This window comes from Streptomyces albiflavescens (genome assembly GCF_014645835.1).
Lineage (GTDB): Bacteria > Actinomycetota > Actinomycetes > Streptomycetales > Streptomycetaceae > Streptomyces > Streptomyces albiflavescens.
In genome coordinates, this window is sequence record NZ_BMMM01000014.1 from 110,379 (window position 1) to 130,468 (window position 20,090).

11 protein-coding genes are annotated in these 20,090 nt (G+C 71.3%); 6 read left to right on the plus strand and 5 right to left on the minus strand.

The genetic code is table 11. From position 1 onward, the window contains the following. Nucleotides 1-176 precede the first annotated feature (176 nt). Nucleotides 177-1,277, minus strand: a complete 1,101-nt coding sequence (locus IEY95_RS32870; protein WP_189189825.1) for a hypothetical protein — start codon at nt 1,275-1,277, stop codon at nt 177-179. Nucleotides 1,278-1,622: 345 nt separating this feature from the next. Between IEY95_RS32870 and IEY95_RS32875 the strand changes: the two genes are divergently transcribed. The 3 genes from IEY95_RS32875 (at nt 1,623) to glpK (ending at nt 4,669) form a co-directional block, all read left to right on the plus strand. After that, nucleotides 1,623-2,054 carry a hypothetical protein gene (locus IEY95_RS32875; RefSeq protein WP_189189826.1) on the plus strand — a complete coding sequence of 144 codons (432 nt, stop codon included), beginning with the start codon at nt 1,623-1,625 and terminating at the stop codon, nt 2,052-2,054. Between the two features lie 220 nt (nt 2,055-2,274). Beyond that, nucleotides 2,275-3,126, plus strand: a complete 852-nt coding sequence (locus tag IEY95_RS32880; RefSeq protein ID WP_189189827.1) for an MIP/aquaporin family protein — start codon at nt 2,275-2,277, stop codon at nt 3,124-3,126. 25 nt (nt 3,127-3,151) lie between these two features. Continuing rightward, a complete protein-coding gene (glpK, locus tag IEY95_RS32885) occupies nt 3,152-4,669 on the plus strand; it encodes a glycerol kinase GlpK (protein ID WP_189189828.1) in 1,518 nt (505 codons plus the stop codon). A 146-nt stretch (nt 4,670-4,815) separates the two neighbouring features. On the opposite strand, the gene IEY95_RS32890 is transcribed toward glpK, so the two are convergent. Continuing rightward, a complete protein-coding gene (locus IEY95_RS32890; protein WP_189189829.1) occupies nt 4,816-6,021 on the minus strand; it encodes a PP2C family protein-serine/threonine phosphatase in 1,206 nt (401 codons plus the stop codon). Nucleotides 6,022-6,165: 144 nt separating this feature from the next. Continuing rightward, nucleotides 6,166-14,679: a type I polyketide synthase gene (locus tag IEY95_RS32900; protein ID WP_229703518.1), complete on the minus strand. Its 8,514-nt coding sequence runs from the start codon at nt 14,677-14,679 to the stop codon at nt 6,166-6,168. Between the two features lie 166 nt (nt 14,680-14,845). Between IEY95_RS32900 and IEY95_RS32905 the strand changes: the two genes are divergently transcribed. Continuing rightward, nucleotides 14,846-15,610: a YqjF family protein gene (locus tag IEY95_RS32905; RefSeq protein WP_229703519.1), complete on the plus strand. Its 765-nt coding sequence runs from the start codon at nt 14,846-14,848 to the stop codon at nt 15,608-15,610. A 162-nt stretch (nt 15,611-15,772) separates the two neighbouring features. Here IEY95_RS32905 and IEY95_RS32910 read toward each other — a convergent pair whose 3' ends face one another. Beyond that, nucleotides 15,773-16,828: a glycoside hydrolase family 5 protein gene (locus IEY95_RS32910; RefSeq protein WP_189189831.1), complete on the minus strand. Its 1,056-nt coding sequence runs from the start codon at nt 16,826-16,828 to the stop codon at nt 15,773-15,775. A gap of 730 nt (nt 16,829-17,558) precedes the next feature. On the opposite strand from IEY95_RS32910, the gene IEY95_RS32915 reads away from it, so the two are divergent. Together IEY95_RS32915 and IEY95_RS32920 are read left to right on the plus strand one after the other, a co-directional pair. Next, entirely contained in the window at nt 17,559-18,608 is a 1,050-nt protein-coding gene (locus IEY95_RS32915) for a permease (RefSeq protein WP_189189832.1), read from the plus strand. Next, nucleotides 18,605-19,411 carry a TIGR03943 family putative permease subunit gene (locus IEY95_RS32920; RefSeq protein ID WP_189189833.1) on the plus strand — a complete coding sequence of 269 codons (807 nt, stop codon included), beginning with the start codon at nt 18,605-18,607 and terminating at the stop codon, nt 19,409-19,411. The genes IEY95_RS32915 and IEY95_RS32920 overlap by 4 nt, the downstream gene beginning before the upstream one ends. A 124-nt stretch (nt 19,412-19,535) precedes the next feature. On the opposite strand, the gene IEY95_RS32925 is transcribed toward IEY95_RS32920, so the two are convergent. After that, nucleotides 19,536-20,057, minus strand: coding sequence for an HPP family protein (locus IEY95_RS32925; RefSeq protein WP_189189834.1), 522 nt, complete (start codon nt 20,055-20,057; stop codon nt 19,536-19,538). Nucleotides 20,058-20,090 lie beyond the last annotated feature (33 nt).

The window sequence follows — 20,090 nt, forward strand, 5'->3', positions numbered from 1 at the left end:
ATCATGCCGTGTTCCGATGCCGGCCCGTCGGCATCATGCCCGTGTTCCGAGGCCGGCTGCGGACGTGGGTGGATACCGCGCGGACCGGCCTCACGAAGCCCGCCGGCGGTGGGAGGGAGGTTCGCCCGCTCCTGTCCTGACAGACCGGCAGGCGCAGAACCGGCTGAGCCTGGGGATCACTTGGACCGTGGTCTGAGACTGTCCGCGACCCGCTGAATCGTCCTTGTCAGCTGGTGCAGCGAGTTCCCGTCGTGCTGACGGGACTCCTCGCCTGCGGGGGAAACCGCACCCCGGAATTCCTTGATCTCGGCCAACGCGGCGTGGGCGAGGTCGGCCGCCTCGCGGTATCGGTCGCGCGACTTGGTCATGGCGTCGAGCGCCTCGGCGTAGGCACTCACGAGCGCGCGTGCGTGGGCGAGTTCTTCCTCGAGAGTCACCAGGTGCCAGTTCTGCCGGAGAGCGGTGAACGCTTCTTCCGCCGCTTCCGGCAGAGGCCAGGGCAGCGCCGCGTACTGTACGACCTTGTCCAGGAGTTCCGTGGGCTCCGAGCCGTCGAGGAACACGCTGCGCACGGTGAAGTCCTGCTTCTCGTACCCCTGTCGGGCGGGAGTGCCGGGCAGAATCACGGCGCCGCCTCGGGGCACCCGGACGCCCAGGTCGTACAGAGCCCAGTTGACGGCCTGGAGTTGCTCAGGCGCGGCGCGGTGTTCCACGACGCGGTGCCGCAGTCCGGGCGGCAGCAGGCGCGCCAGCGGCAGGCGACCGCGCTGGTCGGGAGTCATCGCCTCGTGGACGACGACGTTGATGCTCCAGCTGTTCCGCCCGGCGTCCTTGAGCAGCCGCCGGAGGGCCTTGTCGTCCTGTGGCAGCGGGTTGATGTCCTGTAGACGGAGGCCGGCGACGATGTCGTGGTCCCAGGCAATCTCGCTCTTCTCGGGCCAGAACATGGTCGCGGGGGAGGGCCACGCGGGGTCCCAGGGCCGTTCCGCCTCGGCCGCCAGAGTCCAGCGCCGCTCTGCGTCCACGAGGTCCCGCCCGTCAGTGGCGAGCCGGGCCCGCACCGTGACGGCGTCGTCGACGAGCCACCGGGCCTCGAAGACGTGGCCGTCGGCTTCCGTGGAGTTCTCCGTCTCCAGGAAGTCATGGATCGTTTCGTCGGCCTTGAGCTTGCGCAGGTTCGCCCGCAGGGCCTCCTGCGGGGCGGGCCCGGTGTGGTGGCCGCCGGCCAGCCAGAGGGTCTCGGGGGCCGTGGTGCGGACTGTGCGGGACTTCGACATGGATCACTTTGCGTCTGAGGGCGGCGGCGTGCGTGTCCCAGTATGAGCGGTACGGCTCGCCTGTCTGGAGTCGAGGGCGGCTGAGATCACGGACCTCCGCTCTCGGGTGCTTAACGGACCTCCGCTCTCGGGTGCTCATGGGAGAGTTTGTCCCATAGTTGGAGGAGATTAGTCGTAGGAGATTCGATCCATGGCCATGGATGACCGGGCCGAGATCAGTCTCCTTGAACCCTCAGTGCCCGCCCTCGCAGTCCTGGCGGGATTCCTGAGCGGCGGCGGGCAAGGATTCCCATCATTCTGGACAGAGATGCGATCACGTCTCCCACATCGGGGAAGTCGAATCCCATGAGCGAATCAGAGCTTTCGCCGGAAGACCGGCCCGTGGACCTGTACCTCGACCTGCTCCGCCTCCGTATGACCCCCGCGGACTTCGCGTTGCTGCGTCGCATGGTCGACCCTGTACTCGAAGCGATCCAGGAGCAGCGCGCGGGGCCGATCGAGCTGACTCTGGACGGCGCGGAGGCGGACAGCGTCTCGCAGGAGGTACGCGACGAGGCGTCCCTCGTCGTCGCGGTCGCCGTCACGGGGCGTCTGGACAACCAGATCGTCGAGATCGAGACCGAGGAGACCGGGCCTGTCAGGGTCGTCACGGATTCGGGCACCGCGGCCGATCCCGCCCGCTGCCAGGAGATCGCCGATTTCATCGGTGAACGTCACCGCCAGGACGAGGAGCTGCGCGGCATCGCGGAAGTGAGTGGCCTACCCACCGATGTCTGACGCCCGCCGCGATGCCGGGTCGGACAGTTGAGGAACGCCGCCGTCGCCGGGTGCCATGCGCGCACGGGAGGGGGTCTCCACCTGCGGATCGTCGGCTGTAATCGCTCTAAAGGGTGACATGTCGCTTCTTGTGCGGTTGTTTCTAGATCGTCCTATGCTGAGGTCCGGAGGACTCGGGCACTCAACGGCCGGTCCTGAGCCGGCGGGAAAGCGGGCTTCCATGGCTGAGCGACTCAAAAGGCTGGGGTTGATCGGCGAGGTGTCGGCCGAATTCCTCGGCACCATGATTCTCATCCTCTTCGGCGTCGGCGTGGTGGCCCAAGTGGTCGCCGGTGGAGCGCTCACCACGCCACCCGGTGGCCTCGGTAACCACGACAGCATCTCCTGGGCGTGGGGCATCGGCGTCACCATGGGCGTCTACGTCGCAGCCCGGCTGAGCGGTGCGCATCTCAATCCCGCGGTGACCGTCGCCCTGGCCACGTTCAAGGGGTTTCCCTGGAAAAAGGTAGTGCCCTACGTGCTGGCCCAGACGGCCGGCGCCTTCGTGGCGGCTCTCATCGTGCGTTGGAACTACACCGAGGCGCTGGCGAAGGCGGACCCCGGACATACTTTCAAGACGCAGTTCGTGTTCTCGACGCTCCCCGCCAACGGCAATACGAACCTGCCGGTCCACGAGTGGGGCGCCTTTCGTGACCAGGTCATCGGCACGGCGATTCTGCTGCTGTTGATCCTGGCGATCACGGACCTGCTCAACACGCCTCCCGGCGCCAACATGGCCCCGTTCATCATCGGCCTGGTCGTTGTGGGGATCGGCATGGCATGGGGCACCCTTGCGGGCTACGCGATCAACCCGGCGCGTGACTTCGGTCCCCGGCTGGCCAGTTTCATCACGGGGTACGGCTCAGCATGGCGAGATCAGTACGGGAACCTCTACTACTGGGTGCCGATCGCCGGTCCGCTGATCGGTGGTGTGCTCGGCGCCGGCGTGTACAAGGCCTTCATCGGTCGGTTCCTGCCCACGGCAGAGCCCGAGCCCCCCGGACGTGTCCCCGCACCCGCCCCCGAGGACTGACACCCCACCAGAGAGGCGACACGCCATGGCGGACTTCGTGGGCGCGGTGGACCAGGGGACCACCAGCTCTCGTTTCATGATCTTCGACCACGACGGCAACGAGGTGGCGAAGCATCAGCTGGAACACGCCCAGATCCTTCCGCGCTCCGGGTGGGTCGAGCACGACCCGGTGGAGATCTGGGAGCGCACCAACTCCGTGATGCAGAACGCCCTGCGGCACGGGAACCTGGCGCCGGAAGACCTGGCGGCCATCGGCATCACCAATCAACGCGAGACCACCGTCGTCTGGGATCCGCGCAACGGCCGTCCCTACTACAACGCCATCGTCTGGCAGGACACGCGCACCGACTCCATCGCCGCGGCCCTGGAACGCTCGGGCCAGGGCGACGTCATCCGCCGCAAGGCGGGGCTGCCGCCGGCCACGTACTTCTCCGGCGGCAAGATCCAGTGGATCCTGGAGAACGTCGACGGAGTCCGCGAGGCGGCCGAGCAGGGACACGCCCTCTTCGGCAACACGGACTGCTGGGTCCTGTGGAACCTGACCGGCGGCCCCCACGGCGGCATCCACGCCACCGATGTGACCAACGCCAGCCGCACCATGCTGATGGACCTGGAAACCCTCGACTGGGACGACGAGTTGCTGGGCTTCTTCAACATCCCACGGCGGATGCTGCCCACCATCAACCCCTCGTCCCACCCGGAGGCGTACGGGGTGACGCGCACGACCCGGCCGCTGCAGGCCGCCATCCCCATCGCGGGGGTGCTCGGGGACCAGCAGGCGGCCACCGTCGGGCAGGTCTGCTACGCGCCCGGCGAAGCCAAGAACACCTACGGCACCGGCAACTTCCTGGTGCTCAACACCGGCACGGAGCTGGTCCGTTCGCAGCACGGCCTGCTCACCACGGTGGCGTACCAGTTCGGCGACAGCCCGGCGATCTACGCCCTGGAGGGTTCCATCGCGGTCACCGGGTCGGCGGTGCAGTGGCTGCGCGACCAGATGAAGATCATCAAGAACGCGGCCGACAGTGAGACCCTCGCCCGAACCGTCGAGGACAACGGCGGCGTGTACTTCGTCCCCGCGTTCTCGGGCCTGTTCGCCCCGTACTGGCGCTCCGACGCCCGCGGCGCGATCGTCGGCCTCGCCCGGTACAACGACAACGGCCACCTGGCCCGGGCGACGCTGGAAGCCATCTGCTACCAGAGCCGTGATGTCGTCGAGGCCATGGAACAGGACTCCGGCGTCCACCTGGACGTGCTCAAGGTCGACGGTGGCGTGACCGCCAACGACCTGTGCATGCAGATCCAGGCCGATGTCCTCGGCGTTCCGGTCAGCCGCCCGGTCGTGGCCGAGACCACCGCGCTCGGCGCCGCCTACGCGGCGGGCCTGGCCACTGGCTTCTGGCAGGACACCGACGAACTGCGCACCCACTGGCAGGAGTCCAAGCGCTGGGAGCCCGAGTGGTCGGAGGGCCGGCGCGCCGAGGGTTACGCAGCCTGGAAGAAGGCGGTGGAGCGCACGCTCGACTGGGCCACCGTCGAATAGGCCGATCGAAGGTCGCACAGTCGAACAGACCAGTCGAAGGCACAGCCGAATAGACCGATAGGCCGACAGACCGGTCGAAGGTCGTACGTGGGAAGGTCCTCGGCAGCAGGAGGACCTTCCCACGTACGCGCTCTGAGGCTGGGGGATCAGTGATCTGTGGGCTGGGAGGGGCTCTTGGGTAGCCGGTGGTGGCCGTCGACGGTGCGGGTGAAGTGCGGTCGGTGGAGGTGGTGGGAGGCGGTGAGTTCGATGATCAGGAGGGCGGCGTCGTCGGCGGGTCGGTCGCCGACGTGGGCGAGTAGGTCGTCGTGGATGTGGTGCAACAGCGTGTCGGGGCTGGAGGTGGGGAAGGCGGCGACCCGCTCGGCGAGGGGGTAGAAGGCGCCTGCCGGTGAGCGGGCTTCGATGACGCCATCGGTGTAGAGCAGGAGGACGTCGCCGACCTCGAAGCCGAACGAGTCCGGGCGATGGCTCGATGCGGGCAGTGAGCACATGCCCAGCGGCGGCACGGGGTGACGAGCCTGCAGGACCGTCACCTTCTGATCGCGCAGCAGAAGGGGCGGCGGATGGCCGCAGTTGATCAACTCGATTTGTGTGTCGTCGTCGGGGATGTCCAGTACGAGCGCGGTGATGAAGTGTTCGCCGGGGTCGTCCCGGGTGTCGGCCACGTCGTCCAGATCGCGGCCCACGCTCACCTCCAGGGCCGCAACGAGCTCGGGCAACGTGGCGTACCGAGGGGCACCCTCGCGGAAGGCACCCAGCACCACCGATGCCTCACCGATAGAGGCCAGGCCCTTGCCGCGGACGTCTCCGATGATCACCCGGGTGGAGGCATCCTGGGCGCGGGCGACCGCGAACAGGTCGCCCCCGATCTGGGTCTCGTCTTCGGCGGCCAGATACAGCCAGGCCACGCGCAACGGTCCGATCCGGCGAGGTGGGGGCCGCAGCAGAACCCGCTGAGCCGTCTCGGCGACCGATCGCGCGCGGCTCAGCTCCCGAGCACGTCGCTCCTGCACATGGCAGACGAAAACCACCAGTGAGGAGAGCACACACAGAGCGATGATCTGCGCGATGTGGTTGGCTGTCGTCAGCCCCCCGTGGAACACCGCGATGAACACCTGGGCGGCCACCGCCAAGGCCCCCACTGCGGCGGTCAGCCGCGGCCCGGCGAAGGAGGCCGTGAGCGCGGGCGCGATGACCAGCAACGGCCCCAGATGGATATCAGTCGGTGAGTGGATGTCCACCACGGTGATCACAACGATCAGCGCGAGCGGGATCGCCACCAGCTCGCGGCCCGACGACTGCTCCACGAGACGGTCCACTGACACACGCCGGACGCCCACATCTCCCATTTTGCGCCTGGTACCAGGGCACCCGCGTTTCGGCATCACCCCATGGCGTGGCCGGGACGGTGCGGGGAACTGCCGGCTGCATCGCGCAGCCAAGGTCACGCGACATGCCCGCGGTGCACGTGGTCTGCCGTGCGTCGGCCGCCGTCAGTCGGGCTCCGGGCGGCCGAGCGCATCGCCCCACTCGCGGATCGCCGCGCCCGTCGTCGGGGCGTGTTCCTCGAGCACGCTCAGATGGTTGCCGGGGACGTCCACCGTGTCGTGGAGTCCGGGCCAGGACGACCACGACGGCCAGTGCTCCGGCATGTGCGGCAGCGGTTGCGTGGCACGCACCAGCAGGGTGGGAACCTTGGTCGGTTCCGGCTGCCAGCCGCGGAACATCCGGGTGTACGCGCCCAGCGACAGCAGCGTCAGGGCGTCTACCGCGGTGTCGAATCGCTCGCCCACCGCCAACGGGATCCGGGCGGGCAGGGCCAGCAGCGACGGCTCGGCCTCACGGTCCGGGGTGATGCGATAGGCGTCCACCAGGACGAGCCCGGCCGGGGGAGCACCCTCGGCCGCCAGGCGCGTGGTCAACGCGTGCGCGGCCGAACCGCCCATGGAGTGGCCCACGACGACATACGGACGGTCGCCGAGAAGGCGCCGCACGGTCGTGGAGTGCAGCTCGGTCAGCGTCTCCATATCCCGCGCCACGGCGTCCCCGTGGTCGACCCCGGGGTGTCGTAGCTCGAAGACGTCCCGCTCGCCGTGGAAGCAGGGGGCGAGCCCCGCGTGCCAGGGCCGACCGAGGTTCGTGGCGAAGCCCGGCACACAGACGAGCGCCGGGCCGCGCGCGCCCGTGGCCAGCCGCAGCGGTGACACTGCGTGCCCGTCGCCGGCATCACGGCCGAAGGAGGGCGCGCCGAGCGACGCGGTCACCAGCAAGTGCATCGCCGAGACGACGTCACCCGTTTCGCAGACACGCCGGTACAGGGCCGGCAGTGACTGGCCGGCGCGGGGGCCGCGCGGACTCGGCGGGCCCGGCGCGGGAGCCGGTACCGGAGCAGGCCGGTCGGCGTGCGGGGGAGCGGACGGTACGTTCGCCGAAGACGTTGGCCTCGTGGTCCGGCTGGGGGTGGGCGGGTCGATCGGTGGCGGTGTGGACGGGATGCTCGTCGAGGACGCCGGCCCGGTGGTCCCGGTGGGGGTGGACTGGTTGGTCGGTGCCGGTGTGGACGGAACGCTCGTCGAGGACGCCGGACCGGTGGTGTGCGCGAGGGCGGACGCAGCACCGCCGGCCCGATCCGACGCGACGTCCGCCGAGAACGTCGGAGTGCCAGTGCGGCCCGACGCCGACGGGACGGTCTGCGCCTGAGCAGGAAGGACGGTCTCGGACGGAGTGGTGAGGACGGTCTCCGTCGGCGTGGCCGACATGGTCTCCGCCGGAGTAGTCGGGACGGTCGCTGCCGGAGTAGTCGGGACGGTCGCTGCCGGAGTAGTCGGGACGGTCGCTGCCGGAGCAGCCGGGACGGTCTCCGCCGGAGCAGCCGGGACGGTCTCCGCCGGAGTCGTCAGGAGGGTCCGCGCGGGATGTGCGCGCGCCCGATCCCGTTCAGCCGCCCCCGATGCGGCAGCCGCCCCTTCGGACAACCCGTCGCTCAACTCCCCGTACACGTGATCCGCGAGCTCCTCCGCACTCGGCCAGTCGTACGCGACGGTGGCCGCCAGTGGTAGGCCGGCCAACAGGCTCAGCCGGTTGCGCAGCAGCACGCTCATCAGTGAGTCGAGGCCCAGCTCGGGGAAGCCGCGGTCGACGGCGCTCGCATCGGTGTGGCCGAGGACCGCGGCGACCTCGGAGCGGATCAGCTCCAGCAGCGCGGGCGCCCGCTCGGGCACCGGCAGCGACGCCAGCCGGTCCCGCCACGCTCCGGCGGTGCCGTCGGGCTCGTCGCCCCCGGCCGCCGTCCCGGGCGAGGCCGTCGGCCGGGCGGGGCGCAGTAGCTCACGCAACGGCGGCGGCACCGGTGACCCGGCGGCCAGTGCCCCCGGCGAGCGGTCCAGCGGCAGCGGCGCAAGGACCGGCTCGCCGCTGCCCAGCGCGGCGTCGAAGAGTGCCAGAGCCTGCTCGGGGGAGACCGCACGCACGGCGCCACCGTGGACTCTGCCGGTGCGGGCCGCCATCCCTTCCTCGTCCGCCCACGGCCCCCAGGCCAGTGACAGCGCGGGCAGCCCGAGCGCGGCGCGGTGGCGGGCGAGCGCGTCCAGGAAGGAGTTCGCCGCCGCGTAGTTGGCTTGGCCGGGATTGCCCAGCAGACCGGCGGCCGACGAGAACAGCACGAAGTGCGCCAGGGGCAGGTCCTTCGTCAGCTCGTGCAGATGCCAGGCCGCGTCGGCCTTCGGTCGCAGCACCGTCGCCAGCCGATCGGGCGTCATCGCCTGCAGTACGCCGTCGTCCAGGACGCCGGCCGTGTGTACCACGGCACTGAGGTCGGGCCCGAACTCCTTGATGACGGCGGCCAGTCGACTCCGCTCGGCGGTGTCGCAGGCCATCAGGTCCACGTGCGCGCCCGCTCGCTCCAGTTCGGCCCGCAACGCTTGTGCGCCCGGCGCCTGGGGTCCACGCCGACCGACGAGCACCAGACGCCGGACGCCGTGACGGGCGACCAGATGCCGGGCCAGCAGGGCGCCCAGGGACCCAGTGCCGCCGGTGATCAGGACGGTTCCCCGGCCGAAGGAGCCGGCGGTCACCGATCCGGGAGCGGGCGCCAGCCGGGGGACGCGCAACAGGCCCTCATGGAGGGAAAGTTGGGGCTCGCCCGTGGCGACGGCGGCGGGCAGCAGCCGGAGCGACTCGGGTCGCCCGTCCACGTCCACGAGGGTGAGGCGCCCGGGGTGTTCCGCCTGAGCGGAGCGCAGGAGCCCCCAGACCGTGGCGATGGGCAGGTCGGGCGTCGGGGAGGCGGCTCCGCGCGTCACGACGACCAGCCGGCCGGAACCGGCGAGTCGCGTCCGCAACAGCTCCAGGGCTCGTACGGCCAGTGCGTGCGCCGCGGCGGCCGGGTCGGCGTCCTCGGCCGAGAGGGCAGACGCTGAGGGGGCGGACAGGGACGCCACGACCGTCTCGGGGACGCCCGTGGGCAAGGACACGTCGGCCGCCGCACAGGAGTCCGCCGTCGCGAGCACCGCGGCCACGCCCAGGTCGTCGGGTTCCGTCACCGCCAGGGCGGGCGCTTCGCCGGCGAACGGGACACCACTCCAACGCAGTCGGTACAGCTCCCCGGCCGGGCCGGCGGCCACGTCCGGGATCGGACGTGTGGTCAGCGACTCCAGCCGGGCCACCGGCGCGCCCGTGGGGGTGGCGAGATCCAGGGCAACGGTGTCCGGGCCGGTCGTCGTGATGCGTGCGCGCAGCGAGGCCGCCCCCGTGGCGTACAGCGTCATGCCTTGCCACGCGAACGGCAGCCGTGCCGGGCCGGCGTGCGGCTCGGCGAGCAGTCCGGCGTGCAGGGCCGCGTCGAGCAGTGCCGGATGGAGGGCGTGCCGCACGGCATCCGTGCCGGGCACCGGGCCGACCTCGGCGAAGAGTTCCTCGCCCCGCCGCCACAGGGCCCTGACGCACCGGAACGCCGGTCCGTACGCGTGACCGGTGGCGGCCAGACGCTCGTAGCCGCCGATGAGATCGACGGGTGTGGCGCCCGGTGGCGGCCATGCGGCGAGCGAGGCCGCACGGTCCCGGTCGCCCGGGACGGCCGGTCCGAGCCGCCCGGTCGCGTGGTGTGTCCAGGCTCCGAGGGCACCGGACTGCTCGGGCCGGGAGTACACGTCCGCCGCGCGGCGCCCGGTACCGTCCGGTTCCCCCACGGCCACTTGGAGTTGGATCCACTCCCCTTCGGCGGCGGGCAGGGGCAGCGGGGTCAGGAGGGCGAGATCCTCCAGTACGTCGAGACCGCACGCGTCGCCCGCATGCAGCACCAGGTCGGCGAACGCGGCGCCGGGCACGAGGGCGTGTCCGCCCACCACGTGGTCGCGCAGCCAGGGCTGGGCGGTGCCGGACAGCCGGCCGCTGCACACCAGGCGCTCCGTGCCCGGCACGGTGACCGTCTGTGTCAGCAGCGGGTGGCCGGACGCGGTCCCGGGGTCGGCGGTGACGGCGGGCAGCCAGTAGCGCTGCCGCTGGAAGGGGTACGTCGGCAGGTCGACCCGCCGGGCACCGCTGTCCGAGTACACCCGATGCCAGTCCACCGGCACACCGTGGACATGGAGTTGACCCAGCGCGGTGAACAGCGTGCGCGGTTCGGGCTCCGTGGCGCTCCGGCGGGCAGCGGCCGTGAACAGCAACTCCTCACCGGCCTCGGCCAGACCCGTCATGGCCTGGGCCGTGAGCTGCGCGTCCGGGCCGATCTCCGCGAACGCCGTCACCCGCCCCTCGCGCGCCAGCCACTGCACGGCGTCCCCGAACCGCACGGCCTCGCGGGCGTGCCGTACCCAGTACTCGGCCGACCGCAGCTCGTCCCGGGTGGCCGGACGTCCGGTCAGCCCCGACACCACCGGGATGCGGGGTTCGTGGTACGCCAACCCGGCCGCGACACGGCCGAATTCGGCGAGCATCGGCTCCATCAGCGGGGAGTGGAAGGCGTGGCTGACCCGCAACCGGGCGATGCGGCGCCCCCGTACGGCGAACCGCTCCGCGAGCGCGGTGACGGGCCCCTCCTCGCCGGAGACGACGACCGCGCGCGGGCCGTTCACGGCCGCGATCGCGACCCCCTCGGTCAGCTCGCCGCTCACTTCCGCCTCGGTGGCGTCCAGCGCCACCATGGCGCCGCCCTCCGGCAGCCGGGACATCAACCGGCCCCGGGCCGCGACCAGTTCGACGGCGTCCGGCTCGGACAGGATGCCCGCGGCGTGGGCCGCTGCCAGCTCACCGACGGAGTGCCCCACCAGGAAGTCGGGCCGCACGCCCCAGGACTCCAGCAACCGGAACAGGGCCACCTCGAAGACGAAAAGGGCTGCCTGGGCGAAGTCCGTACGATCCAGCAGCGCGTCCTCGTCGGTACCCCGGAGCACCGAGCCCAACGGACGCTCCAGATGCGCGTCGAAGCGTTCGCACAAGGCGTCGACGACTGTCGAGAAGACCGGGAAGGCCTCGCACAACTCCCTTCCCATACCAGGCCGTTGGGCACCCTGACCGGTGAACAGCAGGGCCGCCCGACCGGGCGATCCCGCCGCGTGCGGTGCGGCGGACACCGCCAGAGTGTCCAGGGCACTCAGCAACCCCTGGCGGTCGTCGGCGGCGACGGCGGCCCGGTGGGGGAGCGCGGCCCGGGCGGTGGCGTGCGTGAACGCCACGTCCAGCAGGTCGAGTTCGGGTCGCTCGCGCAGTGCGGCCGCCGTCCGCGCTGCCTGCGCCCGCAGGGCGGCGCCGCTCGCGCCGGAGAGCAGCAGCGGCGGCGCTGGTGCCGTGGGACGACGGGGCGGTGCGGTCGCGCCTTCCTCGGCCTCTTCCAGGATCACGTGCGCGTTGGTCCCGCCGATCCCGAACGCCGACACGCCTGCCCGGCGGCGCCGTCCGGGTACGGGCCGCCACTCCTCCTCCTGGGTGGACAACCGCATGGCGTTCGACGACCAGTCCACCCGGGACGACAGCTCGTCGGCGTGCAGCGTGCGGGGGAGCCGACCGTGCCGCATCGCCAGTACGGTCTTGATGACGCCGGCGACACCTGCCGCGGCCTGCGTGTGTCCAAGGTTGGACTTCAACGACCCCAGCCACAGCGGGTGTTCGGCCGACCGGCCCGGCCCGTGCGCGGCCAGCAGCGCCTGCGCCTCGATCGGGTCGCCGAGCGCGGTGCCCGTGCCGTGCGCCTCCACGGCATCGACATCAGCAGGTGACAGCCCCGCATCGGCGAGCGCCGCCTGGATCACCCGCTGCTGCGCCGGACCGTTGGGCGCGGTCAGGCCGTTGGACGCCCCGTCGGAGTTGACGGCGGAGCCGCGCAGCACCGCGAGTACCGGATGTCCGTTGCGCCGTGCGTCGGACAGCCGCTCCAGCAGGACCAGGCCGACGCCCTCGCCCCAGACGGTGCCGTCGGCCGCTGCGGAGAAGGGTTTGCACCGGCCGTCCGGAGCCAGTCCGCGCAGCCTGCTGAACGCGATGAACGGCGCGGGCGTGGCCATGACCGTCACCCCGCCCGCGACGGCCAGCGAGCACTCGCCGTCGCGCAGCGACCGTGCCGCGGCGTGCAGAGCCACCAGCGACGACGAACACGCGGTGTCCACCGTCACGGCGGGCCCGCGCAGGCCCAGGGTGTACGCGATCCGGCCGGAGGCCACGCTGCCCGCCGAACCCAGGGCGAGATGGGCCTCCAGCTCGTGCCCGGTCCCGTGCAGCAGGCGGCCCGCGTAGTCGGCGTGCATCACGCCCACGAAGACACCGGTGTCACTGCCCCGCAGCCCCGACGGGTCGAGGCCCGCCCGCTCCACCAGCTCCCAGCCGGTCTCCAAAAGAAGCCGCTGCTGCGGATCGGTGGCCAGCGCCTCGCGGGGCGACATGCCGAAGAACGCCGCGTCGAAGTCCGCTGCCCGGTGCAGGAAGCCGCCCCTGCGGGTGACGGAGGTCCCCGGCCGGTCCGGATCGGGGTCGTACAACGCGGCCACGTCCCAGCCGCGGTCGGCGGGGAAGTCGGAGGTCGCGTCGGTGCCGTCCGCCAGCAGCCGCCACAGGTCCTCCGGGGACTCGACGCCACCGGGGTAGCGGCAGGCCATGGCCACGATGGCGATCGGCTCCCCGGGCTCCGTACGCGGTCCGCCGCCGGATGTACGCGCGGGCCGTGGCCGGTTGTCGCCCCACAGCGCTTCACGCACCCATGCCGCCGCAGCGGCGGGCGTGGGGTGGTCGAACACGAGTGTCGCGGGCAGGTCGAGACCGGTCGCCGCGCCCAGCCGGTCGCGCAGCAGCACACCGCCCAGCGAGGTGAGCCCGAACTCGGTGAAGGGCCGGTCGGGATCGACCGCGTGCGCAGGCACCCCGGCCGTCCGCGCGGTCTCTTCGAGCACCAGGTCCAGCACGCCGTCGGACACCGCCGCCGGCCGCTCACGCAGCGCGGCCGCGGCACTCGCTCGCTGCTCGGCGAGCCGCTCGGCCAGTTCCTCGGAGAGCGCGTGCCTGACGATCTTGCCCGAGGGAGTACGGGGGACGGACACGGTCTCGTGGATCTCGTCCGGCACCTTGAACCCGGACAGCCGCTCCCGGCAGTGGGCGAGCACCCGGGCCGTGTCGATCCCCTGCGGTCCGGGGACGACGAAGGCGACCGGCACCTCACCGAGGACGTCGTGCGGGCGGCCGACGACAGCGGCGTCGCTGACACCGGGGCAGGCGAGCAGCACCCGCTCCACCTCGGACGGGTTGACGTTCTCACCACCGCGGATGATCAATTCCTTGACGCGGCCGGTGACGTGGAGATGACCGTGCGCCATCCGCCGCCCGAGGTCCCCGGTGCGGTACCAGCCGTCCGTGAAGGCCTGCGCGGTGGCGTCCGGACGGTTGTGATAGCCGGCCATCAGACTGGGGCCGCGAACCCAGATCTCCCCCTCCGCCCCGTCGGCGACCTCGGCACGGGTGGACGGATCGGCCAGCCGCACCGCGAGCCCCGGCAGAGGCGGGCCGCTGGAGGGGTCGTTCCGGGGCCCGTCGAGCCGGTTGACCGCGATCTTCCCGCAGGTCTCCGTGGACCCGTAGCCGTCGAGGAGGGGAGCGGCCAGCACCTGTTCGACCTCCGCCCGCAGCTCAGCAGGACAGGGCGCGCCCGCGGTGACGCACGCTCGCAGGGATTCGGGCACCGTATCGCCGGACTCCCGCAGCGAGTCGAGCAGCAGGCGGTAGGTGGCGGGTACTCCGGCGAGCAGGGTGAAGGGCTGCCCGGCGAGCGCCTGGGCGAGGTTCGCGCCCCGGTCGAGCAGTTGGGCACTGGCACCGACCGAAACCACTCCCAACAGGCACAGCGAGTGGGCATAGCAGTGGAACATCGGCAGGGGCCAGAGCAGCCGGTCGCCCTCCCGCAGCCCGTACGCCGGTACGTAGGCCGCCGCGACCGACCACAGGGCGGAGCGCTGCGTGGAGACCACGCCTTTGCTCTCCCCGGTGGTGCCCGAGGTGTAGAGGATCCAGGCCGGATCGTCGAGGCCGAGGTCATCGCGGGGGGTCCGGCCCGGATCCGTCCCGGCCAGGTCCTCGAAGACGAGCGCGTCGGCGGGGGCGCCGGCCGGCAGGGCGCCCGGGCCGACGACCACCGTCCGCACCCCGGGCCGTTCGGCTGTCAGGCGGGCCACCCGCGGGAGCAAGGGCTGCTCGGTGACGACCAGGACCGCGCCGCTGTCGTCGAGAAAGTATGCCAACTCCTCTTCCGACGCGGCGGGGTTGAGCAGCACGCCGATCGCCCCGGCCCGCAGCACCCCGAGACAGCCCTCCACCAGCTCCACCCGATTGCCCAGATGGATCGCGACGCGGTCCCCGCGCCGGACTCCGAGCCGTGCCAGGTGCCCCGCCAACCGTCCGGTCCGTTCCTCCAACTCCCCGTAGGTGACGGCGCGACGGGTGTCCCGGTAGGCGGTCTTGTCTCCCAGTCGAGCCGCGTGCTCCCTCAAGGTGCCGGGCAGCGCACGCACCAACTCGCCCTGAAAATCCGCCATCCCCGCCCCTTCGACCATGGCTCGCTCTCGGCAACCGTACGTCAGCCGGACGGGCGCTCAGCGCCTTTGCGCCGTGGTCCTCGTGAACGTTTCGGACCGGCGCCGACCCCGTCCGGTGCACCTCCCGGGCTGCGGTCGGCGGGCGGCTGTCTGGGATGCTGGCGGGGTGTCGACCACCGCGCGGATACCCGAGCCCGTCACCCCGGACGCCCCCACGGCCTTGCAGCGGCCGTTGCTCACTCAGCAGTGGCTCGATCTCGCCTTCGTCCACTGGGCTGTCGACCCGGCCGATGTCGCCGGGCTGCTGCCGGACGGAACCGTCCCCGATGTGCTCGATGGGGTCACCTACGTCGGCCTGGTCGCTTTCCGGATGCACCGGGTCGGCTGGCTCGGGTCGCCAGGGGTGCCGTATCTGGGCTCGTTCCCGGAGACGAACGTGCGCCTGTACTCGGTGGACGCGCATGGCCGGCGCGGCGTCGTCTTCCGGTCGATGGACGCGGCCCGGCTCGTGCCCGTACTGATGGGACGGACCGGCTTCCGGCTTCCGTATGTGTGGTCCCGTATGGCCGTGCAGGCCGACGACGACATCATCACCTACACCAGCTCTCGGCGCTGGCCCCGGCCGCGCGGCGCGTACAGCCGCATCGTCCTGCGGCGGGGCGAACCGGTGGCGGAGCCCACCGAGTTGGAGCACTTCCTGACCGCCCGCTGGGGTATGCACAACACGTTCTTCGGCGACACCGGATATCTGCCGAACGAGCATCCGCGTTGGCCGCTGCACCGCGCGGAGCTGCTCGCCTGTGAGGAGAACCTGCTCGCGGCCGCCGGCGTGCCCACGCCGACGGGCGAGCCGGTCAGTGTGCTGTATTCGCCGGGTGTCCCGGTCCGGCTGGGGCGGCCGGCCCGGCCGGGTGGCATCCCGACCCCCTGAGCGCCGGTCAACAGGACGGCGCCCTGCGCCGCGATCCGTGCCGGACGGTCCGGCCCGGTGAAGCCGCTCCTGCGGCTGCCCAGGGGGCGCACACCACCTCCGCCCCGATAGCCGGGGCGGAGCCTCGATGACTGCCGGTCGGCGGTTACGCCGAAGACCAGGTCAGGGGCGGACCGGCTTGCCGCGTCCCCAGCCCCATGCGAGCCGGTCTGCGCCGGACTGGTTGGTGGTGGCCAGCCAGGGCCGGGCGGGATCGCCTGTCAGGGTCTGCAGGGAGTAGGTGTCGTCGGTGCGCAGGCCGGGCCAGTAGACGGACCCCATCTTGAGCTGGCGGAAGGTGTCCGTGACGGCCTGAACGTAGTTGATGTAGTTGTTGGAGGGAGCCGGCTTGTTGTAGTCGAGGCCGGTGGTCATCGGGGCGCCGAACTCATCGGCGACGGTCCGGTCGGCGCAGTCACCGATGCGCTCCTTGAGGTCGGCCACCCACTGGTCGTAGGTGGCGTAGTCCTTCCAGAATCCGTAGTGGTGCAGCGACAGATAGGTGCCCTTCAGGCGCGGGTCGGCGCAGACGGAGGTGACGTGGTCGTTGTAACCGGCGCCGCTGACGAACACCCGGTTGCGGGGCACCGAGGGATAGGTGGCCAGCCACTTGGCGGCGATGTCGGCCCACTCGGCGTCGGTGTAGCCGTGGGGCTCGTTCATCGGCTCGAAGTAGACCCGCGGGTCGTCCTTGTACGCGTCGACCACGGTGTTCCACATGGGCCAGTAGGTGGCAGGGTCGTCGATGAAGCCGTCCTTGCGGGAGCCGGTGCCCTCCCAGTAGGAGACGATGACCTTGAAGCCCCGGGCCGACGCTGCGTCGATCACCCCGCGATAGGACTTCCAGTAGGCGCCGTTGACGGTGTACGGGTTGATGGGCAGTCGTACGGTGTTGGCGCCCAGGTTCGCGCGGAATGCCGAGATCACCCGGCTCGCCTTGGCGTAGGTCTGGGCGTAGCTGTCGGACGTCGACAGACCGGACAGTACGACGGGGTCGTCGGCGAAATTGTCGCGGGGATCGGCCCAGTTGACCCCCTTGAACTGGGTCGTGTCGCCGCGAGGCGCGGCGTAGGCGGGGCTGCCGGCGATGGTTGTGCCGCTGCTGCCCGCGATGAGGATCGCCACGAAGGCGGCGCGCAGCCGCGGGGTGAAGCGGGTTCGGGCGGGGATTTTGCGCATCGACTTGCCCTTTCAAGAGATGGCCACTCAGCGCATGGCGGAGTCCGCGCGTGGCTGAGCGGCCGTCGGAAGGTGTGCCGGGCCGGACGGATGGTGCCGGCTCGCCGCTGGTGGGCCCGGCGATGACCGGTGGTGCATCGGTCTGCTTGGCCTGGGGGAGTACGGGGTGCGGTCCCGCGCCCGCGCCTCCGGCCCTGCTTGACGGAGGACTCCTGCCAGGCTGCTTGTTCTGAGGTCAAGTCCTCTCTGCTTCACCAACCTCGACATCATGTTTACGTAAACACCGTTCGGCAGAGCTTGGCCAGAGGATCCGTCCGGAGGTAGATGTTTACGCAAACATGGCGGCGCCGGAATCGTGGCATCCGGCACAGCGATCGTCAAGGTTTCCCGCATGTAACGCCGTTGCGCTGTGTCGCGGGTTCTCGGACCCGGGTTCGAGGAGGTGGGCATGGTGAAGTGATGGATCCGAACGGGCGGGAGCAGCGGGTTCCGTGCTCAACGCCCGGTGCACACCTCGCTGTTGCCTGCTCACCGCGCCTGCGGGGATGTTTGGTTCCGTCGCCGGCGAACCCGGACCGTCCTGCACTGGAGAGCCTTCTCGCGGTCTCGGCCGGGCGTTCCTGCGCCGGCCGCCACCGCGACATACCGGGCATGGTTACCACCTTGATCCAAGTCCTGCTAGTACGGTCCGCGTTGTATTAGGTGGGAATGTCTGCGGGGCGGAGTGGTGATGCATCAGACGGATGAGCCGCTGGGGGCGGCGCACACGGCCGTGCTGCCTGCGGGCCCCGGCGGCGCGTCGCGGACCCGCGCTCCCCGCCGTCGAATCCTCGTCATCGGGCTGGGGGCGGCGGTCGGTTGGGGCTTCACGTCCGCGGCGGCCGAGCTCGCCCGCTCCGGGTGGCTGGGCGCCCCGGCCTTCGGGGCCTGGCGGACGGTGTGTCTCGCCATCACTGTCCAGGCGCTGCCGTTTCTGCTGCTCGGCACCGCCCTGTCCGGCGCGATCAACGCCTTCGTGCCGGCCTCTGTCTTCAGTAGGGCCCTGCCCAGTCGCCCCGCACTCGCCGTCCCGGTCGCCGGCGCCGCCGGTGTCGTCCTCCCGGGCTGCGAGTGCGCGTCGGTGCCGGTGGCGAACAGCCTGATCCGACGCGGCGTCACCCCGGCCGCGGCCTTCGCGTTCCTGCTCTCCGCCCCCGCCATCAACCCGGTCGTCCTGACCGCCACCGCCGTCGCCTTCCCCGGCAGCCCCGCCATGGTGGCCGCCCGACTGCTCGCCTCGCTCGTCACCGCCGTCGTGATGGGCTGGCTGTGGCTCTGGCTGGGGCGCGAGGAATGGCTGCGGCCCGCGGCCCGCCACACCGGTCATCACCCGGGGCACAGCCGCTGGAACGAGTTCCGCCGGGGCTTTCAGCACGACTTCCTGCACGCGGGTGGCTATCTCGTCCTCGGCGCGGCCGCGGCGGCCACCTTCAACGTCACCGTGCCGCGCTCGGTCCTCGACACGTTCTCCGGCTCACCCTGGCTCTCCGTGCTGTTCCTGGCCGGACTGGCGATCGTCCTCGCGGTCTGCTCCGAGGCCGACGCCTTCGTCGCCGCGTCACTCGCCGGCTTCTCGCCGACCGCGCGACTGGCCTTCCTGGTGGTCGGCCCCATGGTCGACCTGAAACTGATCGCCCTTCAGGCGGGCACCTTCGGCCGGGCGTTCGCCCTCCGCTTCTCCACCGCGACGGTCGTCGTGGCGATTGCGTGCAGCGTCCTGATCGGAGGAGCCCTGCTGTGAGACACCGCGTACAAGTACTGCTCCTGGTCCTGTGCGGGCTCGGCCTCTTACACGTCTCCCTCTTCTCGGACCTGTACCTGCGTTACGTGAAGGCGGGCCTGCGCCCGGCGCTGATCGCCTCCGGCGCACTGCTCCTCGTACTGGGCCTGCTGGCGGCGACCCTCGATGGACGGGCGGTCGCGCACGAGCCCGCGTACGACGGCACTGAAGGCGATCACGAACACGGTCGCGACCATGACCATGATCGCGACCGTGTCGGCGATCATGGTCATGGCGGTCATCACGACCACTCGACCACGCCCCGGATCGCCTGGCTGCTCTTCCTTCCCGCGCTCAGCCTGCTTCTCTACGCGCCTCCCGCACTCGGCGCGTACACCGCTGCACGGGCCAACGAGAAGGCCGTCAAACAGCAGAGCCGGTTCGACCGGCTGCCGGCGACCTCACCGCTGCCCATCACCCTCACGGACTTCACCCAGCGGGTGCAGCAGGACCGGGAGCGGAGCATCGAGGGCCGCAGCCTGCGGATGACGGGCTTTGTGACCCCGGCGCGGCAGGGCGGCGGCTGGTATCTGACCCGGATCATCTTCAACTGCTGCGCAGCGGACTCGCAGTCCATCAGGATCCGGATGTACGGCGGCCCCGCACTGCCCCACGACACCTGGGTGTCCGTCACGGGAACCTGGCACCCGCAGGGCACGCTCGGCACGAAGTCGGCGGCCCCGGCCCTCGACGTCAGCGCCACCCGGCGGATCTCGCCACCGGTGAACGCCTATACGGACAGCCTTCCGCTCACACCGTCCTGACCCTGTGCGACCGTGGGCGCCCCACGCCCCGAGAGACGGCGGATCGTCGTGTGCCTGTGACCGCGAAGCGCGAAGCGTCGGCTGAGCGGCGAGGAGACATCCGTGGCTGCTCGACCCTGTCGGCTCACCACCAGGAGGTGGGGTAGACCCCTCGCTGCAGTCGGGCGGAGACCATCTGCACCACGACGAGCAGCACCGCACCGGCGGCCAGCAGGGGGACGAAACGGTCGGCGGGCGGACTGGTGAGCATGATCATGACGGCGGTCGCCATGGCCGGGGGATGGGCCGCCTTGAGTACGAGCACAAGTCCGCAGGCGACGCCGCAGGCCACAGCTGCGGCCCAAGGGCCGTGCCAGCCAAGGGCGAGCACCGCGAAGCAGACGAGGCAGGACAGCATGTGGCCGCCGATGACATGGCGGGGCTGCGCGAGAGGCGAGTCCGGAGTGGCGGTGACGATCGCCATGGTGGCCGCGAGCGGCGGTACGAGCACCGTCTGGTGCGCGAGCGCCCCCATGGCCACCAACATGGCGAGACCGACCGACGTAGTGATGGCCGCCGACGCGACCGTGCGCCGGGGCAGCCGCGGTTCGTCGGGTTTCCACCAGCGAATCGAACGCCGCTTCGCCCGGCGCGCCGGGGCATTCACGGTTTGGGGCATCCCGGGCGCGTCACATGCCAC

Coding starts and splice junctions, on each gene's coding strand:
- IEY95_RS32870 (WP_189189825.1), bottom strand. CDS start 1,277: ATGTCGAAGTCCCGCACAGTCCGCACCACGGCCCCCGAGACCCTCTGG.
- IEY95_RS32875 (WP_189189826.1), top strand. CDS start 1,623: ATGAGCGAATCAGAGCTTTCGCCGGAAGACCGGCCCGTGGACCTGTAC.
- IEY95_RS32880 (WP_189189827.1), top strand. CDS start 2,275: ATGGCTGAGCGACTCAAAAGGCTGGGGTTGATCGGCGAGGTGTCGGCC.
- glpK (WP_189189828.1), top strand. CDS start 3,152: ATGGCGGACTTCGTGGGCGCGGTGGACCAGGGGACCACCAGCTCTCGT.
- IEY95_RS32890 (WP_189189829.1), bottom strand. CDS start 6,021: ATGGGAGATGTGGGCGTCCGGCGTGTGTCAGTGGACCGTCTCGTGGAG.
- IEY95_RS32900 (WP_229703518.1), bottom strand. CDS start 14,679: ATGGCGGATTTTCAGGGCGAGTTGGTGCGTGCGCTGCCCGGCACCTTG.
- IEY95_RS32910 (WP_189189831.1), bottom strand. CDS start 16,828: ATGCGCAAAATCCCCGCCCGAACCCGCTTCACCCCGCGGCTGCGCGCC.
- IEY95_RS32915 (WP_189189832.1), top strand. CDS start 17,559: ATGCATCAGACGGATGAGCCGCTGGGGGCGGCGCACACGGCCGTGCTG.